Origin of the sequence: Algoriphagus boritolerans DSM 17298 = JCM 18970 (assembly GCF_900108085.1) — a bacterium.
In the GTDB taxonomy this organism is placed as follows: Bacteria; Bacteroidota; Bacteroidia; order Cytophagales; family Cyclobacteriaceae; genus Algoriphagus; species Algoriphagus boritolerans.
Genome location: NZ_FNVR01000020.1, coordinates 1 through 22,678, shown reverse-complemented (window position 1 = coordinate 22,678; position 22,678 = coordinate 1). Strand labels below are relative to the sequence as shown.

Annotated in this window: 20 protein-coding genes; 8 read left to right on the top strand and 12 right to left on the bottom strand. The window is 42.8% G+C overall.

All coding sequences use genetic code 11. From position 1 onward, the window contains the following. Positions 1–13: 13 nt before the first annotated feature. Positions 14–721 carry a YebC/PmpR family DNA-binding transcriptional regulator gene (locus C4S61_RS15415; RefSeq protein WP_103925701.1) on the bottom strand — a complete coding sequence of 236 codons (708 nt, stop codon included), beginning with the start codon at positions 719–721 and terminating at the stop codon, positions 14–16. 147 nt (positions 722–868) lie between these two features. On the opposite strand from C4S61_RS15415, the gene C4S61_RS15410 reads away from it, so the two are divergent. Beyond that, entirely contained in the window at positions 869–2,206 is a 1,338-nt protein-coding gene (locus C4S61_RS15410) for an NAD(P)/FAD-dependent oxidoreductase (protein ID WP_103925700.1), read from the top strand. A gap of 87 nt (positions 2,207–2,293) precedes the next feature. Beyond that, positions 2,294–2,695, top strand: a complete 402-nt coding sequence (locus C4S61_RS15405) for a DUF4890 domain-containing protein (protein ID WP_103925699.1) — start codon at positions 2,294–2,296, stop codon at positions 2,693–2,695. 112 nt (positions 2,696–2,807) lie between these two features. Here C4S61_RS15405 and C4S61_RS15400 read toward each other — a convergent pair whose 3' ends face one another. From C4S61_RS15400 to mutY, 5 genes are all read right to left on the bottom strand, one after another. Then, positions 2,808–4,280 carry a glutamate synthase subunit beta gene (locus C4S61_RS15400; protein WP_103925698.1) on the bottom strand — a complete coding sequence of 491 codons (1,473 nt, stop codon included), beginning with the start codon at positions 4,278–4,280 and terminating at the stop codon, positions 2,808–2,810. A 1-nt stretch (position 4,281) separates the two neighbouring features. Further along, entirely contained in the window at positions 4,282–8,772 is a 4,491-nt protein-coding gene (gene gltB, locus C4S61_RS15395; RefSeq protein WP_103925697.1) for a glutamate synthase large subunit, read from the bottom strand. Between the two features lie 394 nt (positions 8,773–9,166). Beyond that, positions 9,167–10,516: a gliding motility-associated protein GldE gene (gene gldE, locus C4S61_RS15390; RefSeq protein ID WP_103925744.1), complete on the bottom strand. Its 1,350-nt coding sequence runs from the start codon at positions 10,514–10,516 to the stop codon at positions 9,167–9,169. Between the two features lie 74 nt (positions 10,517–10,590). After that, complete coding sequence (locus tag C4S61_RS15385) at positions 10,591–11,052, bottom strand: single-stranded DNA-binding protein (protein ID WP_103925696.1); 462 nt, start codon at positions 11,050–11,052, stop codon at positions 10,591–10,593. A 43-nt stretch (positions 11,053–11,095) separates the two neighbouring features. Then, on the bottom strand, positions 11,096–12,160 hold the full coding sequence (gene mutY / locus C4S61_RS15380; protein WP_103925695.1) for an A/G-specific adenine glycosylase: 1,065 nt from the start codon (positions 12,158–12,160) through the stop codon (positions 11,096–11,098). A 145-nt stretch (positions 12,161–12,305) separates the two neighbouring features. On the opposite strand from mutY, the gene C4S61_RS15375 reads away from it, so the two are divergent. From C4S61_RS15375 to C4S61_RS15365, 3 genes are all read left to right on the top strand, one after another. After that, on the top strand, positions 12,306–12,614 hold the full coding sequence (locus C4S61_RS15375; RefSeq protein WP_103925694.1) for an HU family DNA-binding protein: 309 nt from the start codon (positions 12,306–12,308) through the stop codon (positions 12,612–12,614). 18 nt (positions 12,615–12,632) lie between these two features. Then, positions 12,633–13,460, top strand: coding sequence for a tetratricopeptide repeat protein (locus C4S61_RS15370; protein WP_103925693.1), 828 nt, complete (start codon positions 12,633–12,635; stop codon positions 13,458–13,460). Between the two features lie 187 nt (positions 13,461–13,647). After that, positions 13,648–15,222 carry an Rne/Rng family ribonuclease gene (locus C4S61_RS15365; RefSeq protein WP_103925692.1) on the top strand — a complete coding sequence of 525 codons (1,575 nt, stop codon included), beginning with the start codon at positions 13,648–13,650 and terminating at the stop codon, positions 15,220–15,222. 12 nt (positions 15,223–15,234) lie between these two features. Here the strand turns inward: C4S61_RS15365 and C4S61_RS15360 are convergent, their stop codons facing one another. From C4S61_RS15360 to C4S61_RS15345, 4 genes are read right to left on the bottom strand one after another with little or no spacing between them, the layout of a single operon-like run. Then, complete coding sequence (locus C4S61_RS15360; RefSeq protein ID WP_103925691.1) at positions 15,235–15,546, bottom strand: hypothetical protein; 312 nt, start codon at positions 15,544–15,546, stop codon at positions 15,235–15,237. After that, the gene (locus C4S61_RS15355; protein ID WP_103925690.1) at positions 15,536–15,724 is read right to left on the bottom strand and encodes a hypothetical protein; all 189 of its coding nucleotides are present in this window, start codon (positions 15,722–15,724) and stop codon (positions 15,536–15,538) included. The genes C4S61_RS15360 and C4S61_RS15355 overlap by 11 nt, the downstream gene beginning before the upstream one ends. A 49-nt stretch (positions 15,725–15,773) precedes the next feature. Beyond that, the gene (locus tag C4S61_RS15350) at positions 15,774–16,226 is read right to left on the bottom strand and encodes a hypothetical protein (RefSeq protein ID WP_103925689.1); all 453 of its coding nucleotides are present in this window, start codon (positions 16,224–16,226) and stop codon (positions 15,774–15,776) included. 35 nt (positions 16,227–16,261) lie between these two features. Then, a complete protein-coding gene (locus C4S61_RS15345; protein WP_103925688.1) occupies positions 16,262–16,606 on the bottom strand; it encodes a DUF3127 domain-containing protein in 345 nt (114 codons plus the stop codon). A gap of 341 nt (positions 16,607–16,947) precedes the next feature. Between C4S61_RS15345 and C4S61_RS15340 the strand changes: the two genes are divergently transcribed. Both C4S61_RS15340 and C4S61_RS15335 read left to right on the top strand, forming a co-directional pair. Next, on the top strand, positions 16,948–17,550 hold the full coding sequence (locus tag C4S61_RS15340) for an RNA polymerase sigma factor (RefSeq protein ID WP_103925687.1): 603 nt from the start codon (positions 16,948–16,950) through the stop codon (positions 17,548–17,550). Continuing rightward, entirely contained in the window at positions 17,525–17,758 is a 234-nt protein-coding gene (locus C4S61_RS15335) for a hypothetical protein (RefSeq protein WP_103925686.1), read from the top strand. Before C4S61_RS15340 ends, C4S61_RS15335 begins: the two co-directional genes overlap by 26 nt. Before the next feature lie 39 nt (positions 17,759–17,797). Here the strand turns inward: C4S61_RS15335 and C4S61_RS15330 are convergent, their stop codons facing one another. Both C4S61_RS15330 and C4S61_RS15325 read right to left on the bottom strand, forming a co-directional pair. Then, positions 17,798–18,658 (bottom strand): prolyl oligopeptidase family serine peptidase, encoded by an 861-nt coding sequence (locus tag C4S61_RS15330; protein ID WP_103925685.1) that lies wholly within the window; start codon positions 18,656–18,658, stop codon positions 17,798–17,800. A 3-nt stretch (positions 18,659–18,661) separates the two neighbouring features. Further along, positions 18,662–20,092: an aldehyde dehydrogenase family protein gene (locus tag C4S61_RS15325; protein WP_103925743.1), complete on the bottom strand. Its 1,431-nt coding sequence runs from the start codon at positions 20,090–20,092 to the stop codon at positions 18,662–18,664. Between the two features lie 633 nt (positions 20,093–20,725). Here C4S61_RS15325 and C4S61_RS15320 point away from each other — a divergent pair. Then, positions 20,726–22,678, top strand: a 1,953-nt coding sequence (locus tag C4S61_RS15320; RefSeq protein ID WP_200820596.1) for a DUF7507 domain-containing protein, incomplete at its 3' end; no start/stop codon positions are given.

Below are 22,678 nucleotides of genomic sequence, written 5' to 3'. Positions count from 1 at the left end.
GGCCAAGCTAAACCTAGGCCATATTGGTAAATACTTGGTTGACATCGTCATCCTCTTCCAGACGATCGATGAGTTTGTGAATGATCTCTTCCTGCTCTTCGGTTAGCTCAATCAAAGTAGTGGGGAATCGCTGAAAATCCGCTGAAATCACGTCTACTCCATGATCTTCCAGCGCTTTCTGCATGGATCCAAAGTCTTCAAATTCTGTGTAAACGAAGATTTCACCTTCATTTTCTGCGATTTCGGTCAGTCCAAAATCGATAAGTTCAAGTTCCAGTTCTTCTAGGTCATAGTTTGCTTTTTCGAAGCGAAATACAGCTTTTCTGTCAAACATGAAGCTTACCGAGCCTGAGGTCCCAACTGACCCGCCTGCTTTAGAAAAATAAGAGCGGACGTTGGCTACCGTTCTATTGGTATTATCTGTGGAGGTTTCCACAATAAAGGCAATTCCAAAAGGGCCGTAACCTTCGTAGACAATCTCTTCGTAGTCTTTTTCATCCTTGTTGGATGCACGTTTGATGGCTGCCTCGATTCGGTCTTTTGGCATTTGGGCACCTTTGGCATTTTGAATGACCGTTCGTAGTTTTGCATTGCCACTTGGATCAGGACCACCGGCTTTTACCGCCATCACGATTTCTTTTCCCAGTCGGGTAAAGACCTTGGACATTTTGTCCCAACGTTTAAACTTTCGTTCTTTTCGGAATTCAAATGCTCTTCCCATGGAGATGATTTCTGTTTACAGGTGGGCAAAAATAACAAATCTTTTCACTTAGCCGAAGGCCATCTTTTTTAAACGGAGCGGGACTTTTTTCCAAAATCCCTACTCAATTTTAGCTTACTGCCGTAGTAGTATAAAAACCTAAACCTTATGAATCCATTGTTAGATCAACCAATTCCCAATCTTCCCAACCTTAATCTTCCGAAAGTAGTCATCGTCGGTGCTGGATTTGCAGGACTCAAGCTAGCCAGAGCCTTGAGGAATAGCGATTTTCAGGTTATTCTTTTGGATAAAAACAACTACCATCAGTTTCAGCCACTATTTTATCAGGTGGCGACTGCTGGACTCGAGCCCAGCGCTATTGCCTTTCCACTTCGTAAAATTTTTCATGGTACACCCAATGTGAGCTTCAGAATGGCGGAGGCAGAACGGGTAGATCCAGTCGCAAAAAGACTTTATACCGATATCGGTTACATTGACTTTGACTTTTTGGTATTGGCGATGGGGGCGGACACCAATTATTTCGGAGCTAAGAATATCGAGTACTACTCATCGCCGATGAAAACGGTCTCAGAGGCACTTTACATTCGAAATAAAATCATCTCCAACTATGAGCGGGCTATTACGATCTCCAAAATGGAAGACCGGAAGTCACTCATGAATATGGTTATCGCCGGAGGAGGGCCAACTGGGGTGGAGCTGGCCGGTGCAATGGCTGAATTGAGAAATAATGTTTTTCCGAAGGATTACCCCGAGCTCAGCTTCAAAAATATGAAGGTGGTTCTGATAGAGGCTGGACCAAGTTTGCTAGCGGCCATGTCGACAGAAGCACAGTCCCATGCATTGGCCTATTTAAAAGAACTTGGAGTCGAGGTTTTATTAAGTACCAAAGTCCAGGATTATGATGGAAAATTGGTTTTACTGGAAGGAAGAGAACCGATCGAAACCCAAACTTTGCTCTGGGCGGCGGGAATTAAGCCTAATCGAATTGCCGGTTTCGACCAAATTCACTACGCCGGAAACGGTCGGATGCTAGTCAACGAATACAATCAGCTGTTTGGTTTGGAAAGCATTTTTGTTTTGGGGGATCAATGCCTCCTACCGGGAGGAGAATTTCCAAAAGGTCATCCTCAGGTCGCTCAGGTGGCAATTCAGCAGGCAAAAAATCTATCACGGAATCTTTTTCGGCTGGTGAATGGCCAAGAATTGGGTCCTTTTAGCTATAAAGATCTGGGCTCAATGGCTACAGTCGGGAGAAAACTCGCCGTGGTTGATTTGCCATTTATCAAGTTTCAGGGATTCTTTGCCTGGTTGACTTGGTTATTTGTCCATCTGATGGCCATCCTCGGGATGAAAAATAAACTTTTCATTTTCTTAGACTGGAGCTGGAACTACCTCAGTTTTGATCCGAGTCTTCGGCTTTTGATCAAACCCAAATATGTCAGGGCTTCTGAGCGAAAAGAGCTGATTGAGGAAAAAAGCTCCTGATTAAGATTTATTAACAGTTTCTTTTCCAGTGAGTTTAAACTCATCGTGCACAGGCTGGTCTAACCTTCGAAACTAAACTATAATTGTATGAAAAAGTGGATCGTCGGAGCAGCCTTATTGGTATTTATCAGTCTTCAGGTAGCTGCACAACAAGGAAAAAGAGAGCAAACCAACCCAGAGGACTGGGCCAAAAGGGCTACTGAAAAAATGGCAACTGAACTTCAGCTTTCTGAAGAACAAAAAAGTCAAATCTTGTCGCTGAATCTGGATCAGGCTAAAAAGAGGCAAGCCGAAATGGAACGGGAAAGGACAGAAAGAAGGGCTCGAGCTAAAGAGATGAAAGCTCATCAGGAGAAAATAAAGGAGATTCTTACCGAAGAGCAACGGATCAAGTGGGTAGAAATCAAGCAGGAGCGGCGGGGCCAACGAAGACCCGGAGGCCAAATTCATCAACAAAGTGAAATGCCCCTGAGAAAAAGAGGAAGCTAAACCAAATAAATGAAGAAAGCCACCCAAAAGGTGGCTTTCTATATCGCAGGTGGGTCAACTAAACAGGGTACTATTGAACGTCAGGGAAAACCCAAAGGGGATAGCCTTGACATTATCCCGCGATTTGCTCTTCTACCTCGAAGAAGGATGAATCTTTCTGAGGCAGCGAAGATGAGCCCATTAGGTATTCATCTACTTTGACCGCAGCTTCTCTTCCCTCTGAGATGGCCCATACGACCAGGGACTGGCCGCGACGCATATCTCCAGCAAGAAAAACTTTGGGATTCGTACTTTGATAATTTTTTGATTTAGGAAGACTGTTTTCCATTGTTTCTACTCCAAAAGCCTGTAAAAGGCCATTCTGTGCAGGTCCGAGGTATCCGATTGCAATGAATGCCAAGTCGCAGGGTAGGGTCCGTTCTGTACCGGGAATTTCCTCAAAAGCCATTCGACCTCCTTTTTCTTTCCATTCGATATCTACGAGGGTCAATCCGGTGACTTCTCCCGCTTCATTACCTGTAAATTTCTTGGTAAGGATAGAGAAAATCCTTTCCGCCCCTTCCTCATGAGAACTTGAGGTTTTCAAGGTCATGGGCCATTCTGGCCAGGGATTCAGGACAGTCCGTTGTTTCGGAGGTTTGGGAAGGAGCTCAAGTTGAGTGATGGATGCCGCACCGTGTCGATTGGATGTGCCAATACAGTCACTGCCGGTATCTCCGCCACCTATGATAATGACATGCTTTCCTTGGGCCGAAATTGGGTTTTCAGCCATTTCACCTCCGATTACCCGATTTTGTTTCCCAAGAAATTCCATTGCAAAGTGAACGCCTTTGTATTTGTCGCCTTGGATGTTTAGGCTTCTTGGCTGTGCAGCACCGGTAGAGAGAACGACAGCGTCAAATTGATTAAGTATTTCGTCAGCCTTTATAGACTTACCTACTTCGGTATTGGGGGAGAAAATTACTCCTTCTTCCTCCATGAGTGCTATTCTGCGGTCGATTACCCATTTTTCAAGCTTGAAATCGGGTATTCCATAGCGGAGTAATCCACCCACTTTAGCGTCTTTTTCAAAAAGCGTGACTTCATGACCTGCCTGATTCAACTGATCCGCTGCTGCCAGTCCAGCCGGTCCGGAGCCGACTACTGCTACCCTCTTTCCGGTTCGCTCTTTTGGGGGATTGGCTTTGATCAATCCCAACTCATAGGCCTTTTCTGCAATACTTTTCTCAATTAACTCTATGGCAACCGGGTCTTTATTTATCCCCAAGACGCAACTTGCCTCACAGGGTGCGGGGCAGATCCTTCCGGTAAATTCAGGGAAGTTATTCGTGCTTCGTAAAATATCGATAGCTTGTCCCCATTCCTGATTATAGACCGCATCATTGAACTCCGGGATGACATTACCCAGTGGACAACCGTTGTGACAGAACGGAACTCCACAATCCATGCATCTTGCGGCTTGATGATTTAGTTTTTCCTCTGAAAAAGGTTTGTATATTTCTCTGTAATCGTTGATTCGTTCGCTGGGATCCCGGCTTACAGGTGTTTCTCTTTTGAATTGAATAAATCCTTCTTTCGCTCCCATCTTACACCAAAGTTTTTGCTTGTTCTTGTGATCTTTTAATCAATACGGCTTTGTAGTCCCTCGGAATTATTTTGATAAACTGGTCCTTAATCTTTTCCCAGTCATCCAAAAACCGCTGACCCAATCCGCTGTTGGTTAGCTTGACATGTCGCTTGAGGTAGGTCTTGATCGTTGAAAAATCCTCGTCTTCCAAGATATCGATATCCACCATTTCGGTATTGACCTCAGTGATGTAATCCTTGAGTATATAAGCAATACCTCCGCTCATTCCAGCGGCGAAGTTTCGGCCGATTTCTCCCAAGTTGATGACCAGTCCACCAGTCATGTATTCACATCCGTGATCTCCGATGCCCTCGATGACAGTTTTTACCCCTGAGTTTCTCACGCAGAACCGTTCGCCTCCCTTACCGTTGATATAGGCCTCACCGGATGTGGCACCATAGAATGCTACGTTACCGATGATGATATTTTCTTCGGGAACAAAACGGGCATTTCGGCTCGGATACACAATCAGTTTCCCTCCGGATAGTCCTTTTCCAAAGTAGTCATTGGCTTCACCTTCCAGTTCGAAATTAACGCCTTTGGCCAAGAATCCCCCGAAAGTCTGTCCTGCCGATCCGTTGAATTTGAATTGAACGGTGTCTTCGGGTAATCCGACGCCTCCATAGATTTTCGAAATCTCATTCGAAAGCATTGCTCCGACTGATCTATCTGTGTTTTTGATCTGGAAATTCCCCGAAACCGGAATCGCTTGTTCGAGGGCTGGTGTTGCGGTTTTGATCAACTGACGATCCAGTACTTTTTTCAGTTCAAATTCCTGATCGATTTGCTTATGGATTCCCACATGGTCCGGAACTTCCACTTTGTGGAAAATCGGAGAAAGATCCACTTTATCCCACTTCCAGTGATTCAGATGTCCGGTGGACTGAAGTACTTGGCTCTGGCCGACCATCTCATCGACAGTCCGGAATCCAAGAGACGCCATAATCTCACGGAGGTCTTGAACCAGAAATTTGAAGTAGTTGACGACATGATCAGGATCTCCTGTGAACAACTTCCGTAATTCAGGATCTTGTGTTGCGACACCGACAGGGCAGGTGTTGAGGTGGCATTTACGCATCATGATACAGCCTTCTACCACGAGTGCCCCGGTGGCAATTCCCCATTCCTCTGCTCCAAGAAGTGTAGCGATCGCCAAATCACGACCGGTTCTAAGTTGTCCGTCAGTCTGGAGAACCACACGGCTTCTCAGGTTGTTTTTCACCAAAGTCTGGTGGGCCTCCGACAGTCCAAGCTCCCAAGGAAGCCCCGCGTGACGGATCGAGCTCAATGGAGATGCTCCCGTGCCTCCATCAGCACCTGAAATGAGAATCACATCTGCGGCTGCTTTTGCCACACCTGCTGCTACTGTTCCAACGCCAGCTTGAGAGACTAGCTTCACATTGATTCGGGCTTTTCGGTTTGCATTTTTCAAATCGAATATCAGCTGAGCCAAATCTTCGATAGAATAGATATCGTGATGTGGAGGTGGAGATATCAATCCAACTCCGGGGGTTGAATGCCTCACTCTTCCAATCCATTCATCCACCTTATGTCCGGGAAGCTGGCCTCCTTCTCCGGGTTTTGCACCTTGGGCCATTTTGATTTGAAGCTCGGAAGCATTGGTTAGGTAATGACTGGTGACACCGAATCTTCCTGAGGCCACTTGCTTGATAGCAGAGCGCTCCCAGTCGCCATTCGGTTTTTTGTCATATCGGATTTCATCCTCGCCACCTTCACCGGAATTACTTTTCCCGCCGATACGGTTCATGGCGATGGCCAGTGTGACATGAGCTTCGTGAGATATGGCACCAAAGGACATTGCACCCGTTGCGAATCTTCGCATGATGTTTTCTGCAGGTTCAACCGCTTCTATTGGGACACTGATTCGTTTCTTAAATTCAAACAAACCCCTCAAAGTCAGGGCATCTTTTGTTTGTTCATTGATTTTTGCGGCGAATTTTTTGTAAAGCTCAAAGTCTCCGAGTCGGGTAGATTTTTGAAGTAAGTGGATAGTCTCCGGATTAAACATGTGTTTTTCCCCTCTTCGTTTCCACTGATAGACTCCCCCGGTCTCCAATATGGGACTGTGGGTTTCATAGGCAGCGTGATGGCGGATTAGCACTTCCTCAGCCAAATCGTCAAATGAAACTCCACTGATTCGAGAAATCGTGCCTTTGAAGCAACGATCGATGACCTCGGGTCCCAATCCTAGTGCTTCAAATATTTGTGCTCCTTGATAAGACTGGAGCGTTGAGATTCCCATTTTGGAAAGCACCTTCAAAAGGCCTTTGCCGATTGCATCTTGGTAATTTGCAAATACCGTGGAGCGGTCTTTTACTTTTTTCAGTTGACCTTTTTCAAATAGATCCAACAAGGATTCCAGAGCCAGGTAAGGATTGATAGCCGAAACCCCATAGCCTATCGCTGTGGCAAAGTGATGAACTTCACGGATATCAGCGGATTCAAGGACAATACCTGCCCGTGTTCGAATTTTCTTGATCACTAAATGCTGGTGTACTGCTCCGATCGCAAGCAGGGAAGGAATTGGCGCTAATTCTTTGGAGCTGTTTCGGTCAGAAAGAATTAAAACATTTTTGCCGGCATGAATGGCTTCCTCCGCCTCATGACAGAGCTTATCCAAAGCTTCTAGTAGCCTTCCAGGTTTGTGGTCCGCAATGAAATGGCCATAGAGTTTTTGTGTTCGATACCCCAAATGTTCCATTCGCGTTATTTTCTCAAGATCTGCGTTGAGCAACACCGGCTGGGAAATATGAATCTGCTTGGTATGTTGAGGTGTTTCGTCCAGTATATTATGACTTTCACCAATTCTGGTAAAAAGGGACATAACCAATCGCTCCCGAATCGGATCGATTGGAGGATTACTTACTTGGGCAAAAAGCTGCTTAAAGTAGTTGGAAATATGTTGGCTTTGCTTGGAGAGTACGGCCAATGGTGTATCAGCACCCATGGAGCCGACAGCTTCATATCCGGTGTCCCCCATAGGTCCGAGTATCACCTTTAGTTCTTCAGAAGTATAGCCAAAGACTTTTTGGCACTTTTGAAGGTTAGCAGTAGAATACGGGTGCGATAACTCCTCAGGATCTGGTACAAACCGAAGTTTGGTTCGCTGTTCATTCACCCATTTCTCATAGGGTTGACGACGGCAGATTTCTCCTTTTACCTCCTCGTCGAATAGGACCCGTCCTTTTTCTAGGTCTGCCCAGAGCATTCTGCCGGGGCTGATCCTACCTTTTTCGGTAATTGTTGCTTCTCTGATCGGTAAGGCTCCTGCTTCGGATGAAAGTACCAGTCGGTTGTCGCGGGTGATGAAGTATCGAAGTGGGCGGAGTCCGTTTCTGTCCAGCGTGGCGCCTACTGACTTTCCATCTGTGAAAAGCAAGGCCGCCGGGCCGTCCCATGGTTCGACCAAAGAGGCGTGAAACTTATAGAAAGCCTTTCTGTCGCGATCCATGACCTGATTGTCCTGCCATGCTTCCGGTACAAGCATCATCATGGCATGAGGCAGTGATCTGCCGCTCAAGGTCAACAGCTCAACCATCGCGTCGAGATTAGCCGAATCCGAATTGAGTTTATTGGTAATAGGCATCAGCTTGGCCAGTTCCTCATCGGTGAAGAACTTGGACTTCATCAGAGCCTCTTTTGACTTCATTTTATTCAGGTTTCCCCGGATGGTGTTGATCTCTCCATTGTGAGAAAGGAAACGGAAAGGTTGTGCCAGTCTCCAATTTGGGAAAGTGTTGGTCGAAAATCTTGAATGAACAATAGCAAAAGCTGATTCGATTCGGGGATTTTGGAGATCTCTGTAAAATGCCAAAACCTGATCAGTTCTCAGTTGGCCTTTATATATAAGGGTAAGGCTGCTCAGACTTGCGAAATAGAACGCATGGTTTACACCTGGAATTTTGGAATTGATCTCTGATGTGGCAAAATTACGAAGGACATAAAGTTTCCGCTCCAACTCTATTCCGGTCAATCCAGCTTTGTGACTGACAAAGAGCTGCTCAATATTAGGCATCACCTCAAGTGCTCCCGATCCCGGGATAGTTTCATCAACGGGCACCTCGCGATATCCGATGAGATTGAAGCCCATTTCTTCAATCAGCGAGTTGAGCAAGTCTTTTGACCGATGATAAAGCTGCTTATTCTTGGGGAAAAAAGTCATTCCAACACCGTAATATCCCGGTTCTGGAAGATTGATTTCTGTGCGTGCGGTAACGTCTTTGAGGAATTGGTGTGGGACTTGAATAGAAATACCTGCGCCGTCACCGGTTTTAGGGTCTGATCCCCTGCCACCGCGATGCTCCATATTACTTAGCATATATAAGGCATCGCTTATGGTCTCATGAGTTGGAATATTACTCAAGTCGACTACCGCTCCAATACCGCAGGAGTCATGCTCAAACTCCGATCGATACAAACCTTCTTGCATTATAAATTGATTTAATAGGTTCAAAATTTCCAAAAACTACAAAAAAAAATTCTTTTGTTAAAATTAAGGCAATAAACAGGGCTTTATTATGAAGTATTTTTGATAAAATCAGGCTTTATTAGGTTTTTATCAAATCTATTTTTGACTTTAAAAACACCGGAAAATGCAAGATGTTTTTGTCAAAAATGTCATTTTACATAAAAAATAAGACCACTTTATTGTAAAAATGTGTTGAAATAGAAAAAATAGGTTTTTTGAAAAAAAAATTGATTTTTTTTTTAAGTTTTTTATTTCAGGAAATTTCCAAGAATGATTTCTTGGGAGGGTCTATACTAGAACGGCGGAATATTATTTGGATTTATATAAAATAAACAAAATAATATTAAAAACAGATTTAGTCAGTGAACGAGGTCGTACTGTCCTTTTCTCCTCGGTTGTGGTAGACTTTGACTTTTTTGATTTTACGGGCATCAACGGCCAAAACCGTGAATTCAAAATCTCCGAATTTGATTTTGGTACCGTTCTTTGGCAGTTTAGAATTCAGTTCCAAAAGCAAGCCACCCAGAGATTCACTTTCACCTTTGACGGTCTCAAATAGCTGGGGATCCAATTCCAACTTTTTACAAAAATCATTGAGGGAGACTTTGCCTTCAAAAATAAACGTGTCACTGTCGATTTCCTGAAAGAATATATCATTGGTGTCGTCAAATTCATCGTTGATTTCTCCGATGATCTCTTCGATCAAATCTTCCAGAGTCACAAGTCCTGAGGTGCCTCCATATTCGTCTACGACAATAGCCATGTGTACCCGCATCTTCTGAAAGTCCTTGAGGAGCGAATCCACTTTTTTGGTTTCAGGCACAAAAAAACTCTTTCGTATTAGATCTTTCCACGCAAAATCTTCATCCTTTTCGATATAGGGCAAAAGATCCTTGATATACAAAACTCCTAAAATATTGTCGATTGTCTCTTCATAGACAGGAATTCTCGAATACCCGCTCTTATTGATTTTGTCCATCAATTCATGGAAATCCATCTCAGAATCAATCGCCGTGATATCCATCCGGCTTCGCATCACTTGTTTTACCGTGAGTGTACCGAAATTCACAATGCCTTTAAGGATGTCTTTTTCTTCCTCAGGAGTATCTTCAGTAGTCAGTTCCAGCGCTTGATTAAGTTCATCTACAGATAGCGAGTATCCTTTTTGTTCCACTCGCTTTTCGATGAGATTGCTGAATACCATCAAAAACCAGGAAAAAGGCTGAAGAATGGAAGAGAAAAAACTCAGAATAGGGGCAAGCCCCAGGGCAAACGGAATTTTTGCCTGATTTGCATAGACTTTGGGTACAATCTCACCAAAGAAGACGATCGCGAAGGTGACTCCCACGGTCTGAATCAATATAACCACAATGCCGGTGGCATTCATCCCCAATAAAGACCAAGTAACGAACGTAGTCAGTGTCACAATTCCGATGTTGATCAGATTATTAAGGATAAGAATTGTACTCAATAATTTTTTGGGATTGGCAAGAAGATCAGCGACTTGTTTTCCTCTCTTGGGGTCAGTCTCCTGAATGGATATAATCTCTTCGCTGTTGAGTGAAAAAAACGCAACTTCAGATCCGGATGCAAGGGCCGAGGCAATCAGCAAAATTACCAATAGTAACCCATTGGTTAAGAAATAACTAAATGATAACTCGGTAAGCTGAGCGATCAGGTAGTAACTCGGGTACGGGTCGTCCATGTAGGCGAAAAGATGTTTGTTGCAAAAATAAGCAATTCCCCTGAAAATCAACTTCAGGGGAACCAAGTATCAATTTAAAATGGCAAATCATCATCGGTATCGTCCAATACCAAATCCGGACCTGAGTTGGTTGAACTGGCAGTTGCTGCAGGTTTCGGATTTGAAGCAGTAGCAGATGAGGGCTGATTCCCACCCATTCCATCAGGCTTACCGCCTAGCATGGTGAAGCTGAGGACTCGAATTTTTGTTCGGTATTTGTTTTGGCCCTGATCATCTTGCCAGGTATCTGTTTTGATTTTACCTTCCACATAGATCTGTGATCCTTTTTTCAAGTACTGTTCTGCTATTTTCGCCTGTCCATCCCACATTTCGAGATCATGCCATTCGGTTTGATCCACGCGGTTTCCATTTCGGTCCTTGTAGGACTCGGTGGTCGCTAGTCTTAGTTTTGCCACCGCTTTGTCTCCTTCCAGGTATTTGACCTCCGGATCAGCTCCGAGGTTACCTAATAAGATAACTTTGTTTACTCCTGCCATAATTGTTTTGTTTAGGTTGAAAAATTGAAAGTCATGAAGTTACTCAAATCCCTTGATCGTTCAAAAAATTAACGATCAATTTGGGTTTTGGCAGATACGCTATTTCGTTTTCTGCCACCAGGAAATATCCTTCATTTTCGCACCATTGTGCGAGTTCAGGATACTTTTCAATCGGAATATCGAGCTTCGAAAAGCTCGCGTTAAGTTTTTGGTGCGACAAAATGTGTCGGTATTTTTTTAGAAATGCAGCAGGTTTTTGATCTGTTGGGAAATCCAATTTGGTTGACTTTTCATTCCCTTTTTCTTCCATCGGAAAGTCATGAAGCCCTTCCCATATGTCTCCGGCCTTGCGTTTGTTCCAGACATAATCCTGACCACATTGAATCACAAAATAATGCAGGTTGCGTTCCTTCACCTTGGTTTTATTGATTTTTACAGGAAGTTCTTTGACCAATCCTTTTTGGAAGGCAAAGCAGGTTGATTTTAGAGGACACAGTCCGCAATCCGGATTTTTCGGGATACATAGCCTCGCCCCAAAATCCATCATGGCTTGGTTAAATTCTCCCGGGTTTGATTTGGGAATCAGTTGATCCGCAAGCGCCTCAAACTCCTTTTTTGCTTTACCTGTCCCGATATCAGTGGCTATTCCAAAATACCTGGCCAAAACGCGAAAAACATTTCCATCAACTACCGCTTTGGCTTCACCAAAAGCAAAACTGGAGATAGCAGCAGCAGTATAGCTGCCTACCCCTTTTAGCAGGAGTAAATCCTGATAATTGTCGGGGAACTTTCCGTCCAACTCAAACCAAATGTATTTTGCACAGCTGTGGAGATTTCGAGCCCTGCTGTAGTAACCCAATCCCTGCCAAAGTCGTAAAACCTCAGACTCAGGGGCCAAGGCAAGTTCTTTGACACTGGGGTAAGCTTCAGAAAAGGCATAATAATAAGGTAATCCTTGGGCTACTCTCGTCTGCTGAAGGATGATTTCTGAGAGCCAAATTTTGTATGGATCAGTGATCCCTCGCCAGGGAAGTTCTCTGGGATTTGATCTGTACCAAGAAATTATTTGAGTGGAAAATGCTTGATTTTCAGTGGTTTTATGGATCATTTATTGGAAATATTTCTAGTGCAAACCAAGGTAATTTTTTCGAATATGTTTTTTAATTGCATTGGTTCTCGTACATTTGCAGTCCCAAAAACACTTGGTTAATAGGTTGTTAAGCTTATTTCGTAATTTCTAAATTAAAAACACTGTGACAAAAGCAGAAGTAATCACCAAGATTTCAGACAAAACAGGAATCCAAAAGGATGATGTTACACAAGCCGTTGAGGCGTTCTTCAAAGTAGTGAAGGATTCTATGGCTGACGGAGAAAACATTTACGTGAGAGGTTTTGGCAGCTTTATCAATAAGAAGAGAGCTAAAAAAATTGCCCGTAATATTTCCAAAAACACGGCTATTGTTATCGATGAGCACTATATTCCGGCTTTCAAGCCTTCCAAAGTGTTTATAGAGAAGATCAAAAATAGCAAGAAAATCAAAGAATTGGCTCCTCAAGAATAAGTTAGAGGCTAATTTGACATGAAAAAATCTCAGCTCATTCTCATTGTGTTAGGAGTAGTTGCAGTGATCGGGTTGTATGCCTTGCCAAAAGTTGTCGTAGACAATGAAGCCGGGACTACCGCTGTCGAAGATCCCAATGCGATGCCAAGCTCTACGCCGGACGTGTCCGAATTGCATGAGAATGGGCTTTCTTCCGACAATCGATCTCAGGCTGATCAGCTGAAGTCAACCCTGACTTCTTCCGAAGAATCCACTGAAAGAATCGAAGCTGCCAAAACATTGGCTTCGATCTATCAGACGGAAGGGATGTTGGACAGCGCGGCCTATTTCTTGGGAGAAGCTGTTGAACTGAACCCTTCAGACTTGGGATTGATCGAAGAAGCAGGTAAGGCTTACTATGAAGCGTTTTCTTTTGCTTTGGATAAAACCAAAGTAGAGAATATGGCGGAGAAGACAAGAATTTACCTGAATCAGGTTTTGGAAAAAGATTCAAGCCGTTTAGATTTGAAAACCAAAGTGGCGATGACTTATGTATCTTCGGCCAATCCAATGCAGGGAATCACGATGATGCGGGAAATTCTCGAAGCGGATCCCCAAAATGAGGATGGGTTGTTTAACATGGGGATTCTGTCCATGCAGTCAGGTCAATATAAAAGGGCGGCTGAGCGATTTGAGGAATTGGTCAAGTACCATCCCGATAATATTCAGGGTCAATTTTATCTTGCTGTCAGCTACTTTGAGTCCAAGGAAAAGAATAAAGCGAAAGCTCAGTTTGAGGAAGTGAAAAAAATGACTCAAGATCCCATGATCTTAGAGAGTGTTCAGAGCTACCTTGATCGGCTATAAATCAATAATTTACACCTTAAATTCTAAAAACTATGCCTTGCGGTAAGAAAAGAAAGAGACATAAGATCGCTACGCACAAGCGTAAGAAAAGACTTAGAAAAAACAGACACAAGAAGAAGTAATTCACTTCTTCATTTCCTGTTTTAAGTAAAACAACACGTTCATTTACATTATATAAGACCAAATTTTGAGTACGGAATTGTTAATCGATTCTGCTCAAAACGGAAGTCGGATTGCCCTGCTGCATGATAAGCAATTGGTGGAGCTTCATTCCGAAGGAATGGACAACCAGTTCAAAGTAGGTGATATTTACCTGGGAACGGTCCGAAAGATTGTCAACGGTCTCAATGCCGCGTTTATCGACGTGGGCTATGAGAAAGACGCCTTTCTTCACTACCAAGACTTGGGGCCAAATGTCAACTCGATGTTGAAGTTCACTAAAATGGTGCGCAACAACAACTACACTAATTATCTGCTGAAAGGCTTCGAAAACGAACCTGAGATAGACAAAATCGGTAAAATCGAAAAAGTCCTATCCAAAACCAATCAAGTATTGGTGCAGGTCGTAAAAGAACCCATTTCTACAAAAGGACCCCGACTATCCTGTGAGCTCTCTCTGCCCGGTCGCTTTTTGGTGCTGGTACCTTTCTCCGATACAGTCAATGTATCCAAGAAAATACGAAGCAACGACGAGCGAAAAAGGCTTCTCAGACTCATCAATTCAATCAAGCCTGCCAACTTCGGAGTAATCATCCGTACCGTGGCCGAAGGACAGTCCGTGACGGAACTTGATAAAGACCTTCGAAATCTTCTCGATACATGGGAAGAAGGGATGAAAAAATTGCTGAAAGCCAAGAGTCGGGACAAAATCATCGGAGAGATGAGTATGGCTTCCTCACTTATCAGGGACCTGCTCAATGAATCATTCGACGCAATCACCGTAGAAGAAGAATCTACTTACGATCAGATCAGATCCTACATCAGGACTATTGTCCCTGAAAAAGAAAAAATTGTCAAACTTTACAACGGTAAAGTTAAGCTCTTTGAAAGTTTTGGAATCGAAAAGCAAATCAAAAGCTTGTTTGGACAGACGGTGAGCCTACCTCAGGGTGGCTATGTCATTATCGAACACACCGAGGCTCTGCACGTCATCGACGTGAACAGTGGCAACAAGTCCAATCAGGAAAGTGACCAGGAATCAACGGCCTTAAAAACCAACATGGTCGCTGCTAAAGAAATTGCCAGACAGCTCCGCCTCCGCGATATGGGGGGAATCATCGTCGTGGACTTCATTGATATGAAGAAGGCTGATAATAAAAAAGCCATCTACGAAGTGATGATGCAGGAGATGAAACTAGACAGGTCCAAGCATACTGTTTTGCCGCTGAGCAAATTTGGGCTCATGCAGATCACCCGACAGCGGGTAAGACCGGAAGTCAACATTGTGACCAAGGAGACTTGCCCGGCTTGCAACGGAACCGGTAAGATTCAGGCTTCGATCCTGATCGCCGATAAGTTAGAACATGACCTAGCACATATTGCCACCATCCAAAACGTGGCCAACATTCAAATCGGGCTGCATCCCTATCTGCACGCATACTTTACCCAAGGCCTGATTAGCCAGCGGATGAGGTGGTTTTTCAAGTATTACAAATGGATAAAACTGATCAGAGATTCTTCGCTACCCGTGACGGAATACAGATTCCTGGATGAATCTGGTGAAGAAATCGAACTACAACAAGTAAAAAGCGAGACTGAATAAGTCTCGTTTTTTTTATGGGTTGATTTTGGAAAAATCCATTCGGGTATTGGGCACCTGATCTTCCCAAAGCTGGTCCACAATTGGGAAATAGATCCCATTGGGAGTTTGAAAAGCATAGGGTGAAAAGTCCCAATTACTAAAAGCGATTTCGGCTATTTTTTCTCCTTCCGAATTCAAAACGATAAAGGCATGCTTGGATTTGACATTTTGATCAAGATCGCCACTTTTGATTTCAGCATGCCTGAAAATGAGTCCAATTTGTTGGTCTTTTTGCAAGGCGGTGTATTCCCCGCTTTCTGATTTAAAAATTGGATTAAACTGCATGGTCATATAATTGCTTGCCAATCTGGCTGGAGGGGTCTCGGGTCAGGGTATCTTTCTCAAGAAAAAGCGTGTCCACAATCAAATCCGATAGGTCAAATTCCTGTATTTCAATCAAATTTTCGCTTCGGTTGCAGGATAATACTGTAAATACCAGTAAGAGATAAAAGAGCCCTTTCATTGTCTTTTTTAACTAAAAAATAAAAAAATACTTTAATCAAAATTTTGACCTAAACAAAAAGCCCCCAGCCGTCGTCATATCTGTCCTGAGAATCAAAACCTTTTACCCAAGCCACAAACAATATTTTAAACTCTTCAATTGCCTCCCTAAGTAGATTCAAATGTTCTTCCGCATGGGTTTCTTCCATTGCCAGTTGGTAGGTCATGGAGTTGAGATGCCGGGCATGGACTTTCATAATGGTGGCATTTTCCATTTTGTGGATGTAGTCATTGACTCCCTCAGCGCCTGCAAATTTGGCACTCATGATCATGGCGTCTTCCATCATCATTCCGCCGTACAGTTCCTTGCGTGCCTCATCTAGACTACCCACCAGCGCGTGGGTCAGCGATACAATTTCATTCGCTTTTTTCATCAAAGGATGAGCGTAAATCTGATCCCGATGTGCTTTGGGGTCAAACTCACTCTCATCCTCTTCTTCATTTTCTTCAAAATCGTCCCACATCGAAAAGTCTAGCTAAAAAAAGGTTTCTGATTTATTTAGAAGGGAAGTTTGTCTTCTTCACTTTCAGAGTAAAAGGTATCGACCGCAGGCATAGCAGCGGGTGCCCCCCCTCCTGAAGTTCGATCTACTTTATAAGCTTTGACTTCAGTATACCAGCGACCGTTATATTCCCGGCTTTCTACATCGATTCCCAAGGTTACTTGCTCTCCAACTTTCAACCCAAACTGATCGATTTTGTCACCCCAGAGGGATACGCAAACCTTTTTGGGATATTGTCCGCCAGTTTCCAGGATAAATTCCTGTTTTCTCCAGGCATTCCCGGTTTTTGAATTTCCGCCTACTTCGGGCAGTTGGTTGATTATTTTTCCGCTTAAATCCATTGTAATGTTATCTTGATAAGTTTACGAAGGTAAGAATTGAAGGGGATTTTTCGGGATGTTTCCTGACTAAAAAGATTGAACAGCTGATCCTGATTTAACATTTTTTGGCATAGACATTGGCAAAATGTTAGAATAACTTGAGAGTAGTCGAAATTAAAGTTTGTTGAACGTTAAATTTCCAAACTTCCTCTTGAATTTAATTGACTACTTGACATGTATTCCTAAAACGGCTTAGATTGGAACTCTTGAATGCAGTTCACATTGATATTCAATTTTATTTCTTTCACAATTTAACAGATACTATGGCTTAGACTTCTACGTTGTTTATAAACCAACTTAAAATGAGTAAGCGAATAGGTCCACAGGACAGCGAGTTGATAGCTCAGTATCGAAATGGCAGCGAAGCAGCCTTTGATCTTTTGGTAGATCGATACCAAAGTAAAGTTTTTACCACAATTTATCTGATCGTCAAGGATCAGTATGTAGCAGAGGATTTGCTCCAGGACGTATTTGTGAAAGTTGTCCAGACAATCCATTCAGACAGGTATAGTGAGGAGGGGAAATTTCAGCCTTGGTTGATGCGTATTGCGCACAATTTGGCAATTGATTTTTTCCGTAAGTCCAGGCGCTACCCGACAATCCTGATGGAGGATGGATCCAATCTATTCAACTCCCTGAGGTTTGCGGAGGCTTCAATAGAGGATCATCGCGTCAAAGAGGAGACCTTGGAAATGGTAAAAAAACTAATTGAAGAGCTTCCAGAAGCTCAAAAGGAAGTGTTGGTGATGCGGCATTACCTGGATATGAGTTTCCAGGAAATCGCCGACCAGACCGGAGTCAGTATAAATACCGCCTTGGGTAGAATGCGATACGCGCTGATCCACCTGAGGAAGAAAATGATACAATTAAACTTTGCCTATGATAAAATCATTTACCCCAAATGACCTGGTACGGTATATCTACCAGGAAATGCCCGAGGTAGAACAAGAACTCTTAATGCAAGCCTTGCATAGCGATCAAACCCTGATGCAAGAATACTTGGAGATGCTGAGCGCAATAGAGCAATTGAACCAGATTCGTCTGCATCCTTCGGAGAAAGTAGTACACGCCATCAAATCAATGGCACATTCTACGGGACTTCAAAAAGTCTGAAAAGCATGGGTAACCCCGGCAAGAGTCGGGGTTTTTTGTTTAAAACGCTCCTATAAAATCCTTGGCCTCTTTTAACAACATGACATTGGTCTGTGGTGTAAACCCATGACCCTGACCCTGTACTATTCTGAGCTTATGGCGAACGTTTTCATTTTGCAGTCGTTGTTCCAAAAGTTGACTCTGACTGATCGGAACCACGGAATCTAGATCACCATGGAAAAAAATAGTGGGAACATCAAGAGGATCCACATGAGTAATTGGGCTTAAATCCAAATAGACCATTTTCGAAGTTGTCGGCGTTCCGTCAAGTAAGGCGGTTAAACCTAATGAAGTAAAATTACTGAAAGGGAAAAGTTCAATCAGATCAGTTGGAGGGAAGAATACCACAGCAGCTTTAATGTCCGAGGTGTTATTTTTGTAAGCATGCAAAAGTGCCAAATGGCCACCCGCACTTGCTCCAGAGATTACAAAATCATCTGAAATATTCCATTGGGAAAGTTGGCTCTCAATGTAATCGAAAGCTGCGATGATATCCTGCTCTTGATCCCGGATGCCATTTGACCCAGAGGTAAAATCGAATAGCCTGTAATTGAGTGAAATAAAAGCATAGCCGGGGAATTCGCTTTCCAAGGCGGATTTTACTTGTAAAAACTCACTTTTATCTCCATCTATCCAAGCACCACCATGTATATATATAAGGAGTGGTGTATCTAAAGTGGTTCGGCCTGCCGGCAAATAGACATCCATATTCTGTTTGGGATCAGGTCCATAGGATTCATCCAACAAATCCTGCGCAGTTAGAAAATCCGGATCGGTATCTGGATCAGAAGAACATCCTGAGAAAAGAAATAAGGAGACAAATCCGAAATATGCGAGGAATTTAAAAATTTGTTTTCTCATAGATTAAAACCATTTGATTAAAGATTGAATGATTTTCTTTGCCTGGATTCCGTAAGGAGGTCTCAGCATGGTAACGTTGTTGAGTCCAACCCGCTGTTTGAGGACTCCTTTTTCATGGCTGAAAGCTAAAAAACCTGCGTGACCATGTGCTTTTCCCATGCCGCTGTTATTTACTCCGCCAAATGGTAAATTGTTATGCAGAAAGTGAATAATGCAGTCATTTAGGACCACATTTCCTGAGCTGGTTTCCTCGATTACCTTTTTGGAGTTTTGAGTATCATTCCCAAAATAGTAAAGCGCCAAAGGCTTTGGTTTGGAGTTGATCAAAGCGATTGCCTCTTCAATTTTGGTGAAAGTCAAAATCGGCAAAATCGGCCCAAAGATTTCTTCGTTGAACACCTCCATGTCTTTATTGATGTTGGATAGGAGTGTTGGTTCGATGTAGAAAGTTGATTCCACTGTTTTCCCTCCAAAATCCAGGGACGCACCTTTTGAGACGGCATCGGCCAGGTAGCCGCATAGTCTTTTAAAATGTCTAGGGCCAATAATTCTCGCATAATCCGGTGACTTTTCTATGCCTTCAAATTTTGGATCGTAGAATTTTTGCAGGAACACCTTCAATTCCATAATCAGCCGATCTTTTTGGAACTCATGCACCAAAAGGTAATCCGGAGCGATGCAAGTTTGCCCACAATTCACAAATTTCCCCCAGATCAATTTTCCTGCGGCATCATTTAAGTCAGCGGATTCATCGATGATGGCGGGTGACTTTCCACCAAGCTCGAGGGTAATTGACGTAAGGTGTTCTGCGGCTGCTTTCATCACTATTTTTCCAACTGCAGGGCTTCCAGTGAAGAAAATGTGATCGAAGGAAAGCTTAAGTAATTCCTTAGAAACTTCCACTTCACCCAAAAAAACGGTAACCTCTTCCTCCTGAAAAATGGCCCGAATCATTTTTTGGATTAAATCAGAGGTGGCCGGCGATAGTTCTGAGGGTTTGATGATAGCTGGGCAACCTGCTGCCAGGGCCGAAACCAAGGGGCCAACTGTCAGATTGAATGGGAAATTCCAGGGAGAAATGATCAAGGATGATCCTTTAGGCTCAAAATAAACTTGCCCGCTGGTCCCGATCATTGACAAAGGTGTGCTGATGCTTTTAGGCTTCATCCAGCTTTTGAGGTGTTTCAGCGTATGGTTGATTTCTGAGGTGACTGGGAATATTTCACTGAGATCCACCTCCGGACCCGGCTTTTTAAAATCTTCCCAAAGTGCTGTTCGAATTAAGTCCTGATTCTCTTTTATCCATGTCCTGAGTTTGGTCAATCGAGCTGAGCGTTCCTCAAGGGTTGATGATCTCCATTTTAGAGCAGTTTCTTGATGATTTAAGAAAACTTTTTGAATCGAAGCAATGTCACTTTGGGTAGTTGTTTCCATTTGGGGGAAAGGCTGAATTGGATGTGGATGCAAGTACATTTTTTTGAAAGGGAATCTACTTTATCCGGATCTAAAAATTTATCTCGGTAGAGGGATAATGAAGTTTGATTCTAATTCTTCCTTAAACTGGATTTTTGAGGCTAGGTTTTTAAGATTTCAAATGGTTTTGGGAAAATTGGTCAAAAGCTGAATAAATGTCCTTTTGAATTTTAATTCATAGTCAATTGACAGTTGAAAAGTAGCGAATAGCTAAATGAGGGACATATTTTTTCAATTTTATACGTATGCGATGGTTAGAATTTTTAATAAATGAATGATGTAATCTGAATTCTAAAACCAACAAAAAATCATTTCAAATAAAAAAAAATGTATTATAAATAAATTTTTTTCCAAAATGATTTGGAAATGAAAAACAATAAAGTGTATTTTTATGGCATAAATGTGACTGTGAGAGTACTGAGTTTGAAATGAATGGTTTAATTCACCACAATTTCAGACTTGGATCAGCGGTCAAAACAGGGTAAAAATCTGATTAGAAGAGTAGAATAGGGCCTAATCCGATTTTTTTTAGGGATAAAAAATTCAAGGTATTGCGAAACGTTTACGGACTCGAAAAATTTAAATTTTAATAATATGGACAGGTTATCCGAATTTCAGATTATCCAAAAGCCGAGTTGGCAATGGATATTTAGCCAAAGGAATTCAAGCTTAATCAAAGGTTTTTTACTTTTTGTGCTTGCATTAGGGCTTTCTTTTACAAGTTTTTCTCAAGTGGTGTCGGTGACTACACCTACTGGTGGATTCGAAATTGACGGAAACCTTGTAGCAAATTCGCCAACCAACGGAGCTGGGGATTGGGTTCAAGGCGGAGCAGGATCGGGAGGTTTTTTATTTAATAGTGATGGATCTCCTGTTAACGTCGTCAGAACAGTGAAGTTTATTGATCCTTTTAGTCCTTCCACAGACAATGTGTTTCAGGGTGGAGGTAAATTTAATGATAATCCTAATACGGCTTGGGGATGGCAATTGGGCGGTGTTCAAGGTAAATCTGATATTAACAATGTTTTTGTACATCTCGCTGAAGATCTTGCAAACGATCAGTGGATAATAGTAGGCGCTGATAGATTAGAAACAAATGGAAATAGCTACATCGATTTTGAATTTTTACAGGGCACACTTCAGCCGACTGGAACTACCGGTAATAATCGCCCTTTTACAGCATCTGGACCTCATGACGGAAGAACTATTGGAGACTTTTTGATTTCCGTTGAATATACTAATGGTGGATCTAATCCAATAGTTCGATTCTATCGCTGGAGTTTAATTTCTGGCTCAAACTATGATTATATTGAACAGTTTCCTGGCCCAGTTGCTTTCGCTGCTACAAATATTGGTATAAATCCTATAAGCACCCCTTTGGGTGCTTTTGGTACTAACACCTACTCTCAATTTCAATTTGTTGAGGCCGCTGTCAATGTTAGTGCATTTTTTACAGGTATAGGTAATCCATGTGATGGATTAACTATTGGAACTGTATTTGTTAAAACAAAATCCTCTAGCTCTTCGACTGCGGCTCTTGAAGATTTTGTTGCGCCGGTTCCAGTAAGATTAGTTTTAGGAAATGCCGAAATAAGTTACAATCCTTCTGATCTATGTAACAGTTTTGCTGACGTTACACTTAATGGTGTTCCAGGGGGTTCTTTTTCTTCAACCCAGGGGTTATCAATAAATTCTCAAACCGGAAGAATTAACTTAATAGAAAGTTTACCAGGTACTTACGTTGTAACCTATTCATTTACAAGTGAAGAGTGTCCTAAGACTACAACCACAAGTGTTACTATCCCAAATAAAGCACCTACTCCTGAAGCTCAGACTTTTGATTTTTGTGAGGGGTCTGGGACTGACCAAAGCCAATTGCTTTCAGTAACTCCTGCTACTGGATATACCATCACATGGTATGATTCTGACATGAATCCATTGCAATCAGCTCCGGAAGTTTCCACTGCCACGGCTGGGATTCAGACATTTTACATTACCCAAATTAAAGATGGAGAATGTGAAAGTGAGATGGCTGAGGTGACAGTAAACATCGGAGTATGCTCTATTACCTTGGTAAAGGAATTTACCAATGACTTAAGCGACGATGAATGTTTGGATCCGACCCTTAACCCAAACATCAATTATACCTTCACGGTAGCTTTGGGAGCAGGAAGTTTTCCTTTGAGTAGTATTTCGGTGGCTGACCCCAAAGTAAGTATTATTACTTATCAATCAGGAGATACGAATACTAATGGAATCTTAGAGTCAGGTGAGTCATGGATTTATACGGGTTCATACACAATTATTGCCTCAGATATTGAAGCAGGTCAAGTGACCAATCAGGCAACGGCCGAAGGAACTTTTAACGGGTACAAAGTAAGTGACCTCTCTGGTACTGCTGTGGATAGTAATGATGAAACTGTTGCGCCGGTATGTCAGAATTTTGAGTTGAGCCTGGTGAAGACTGCTACCTCCGGTGATCCGTATTCCGCGGTTGGTGATGTGGTGACGTATGAGTACGAGATCACCAACACTGGAAATGTGACC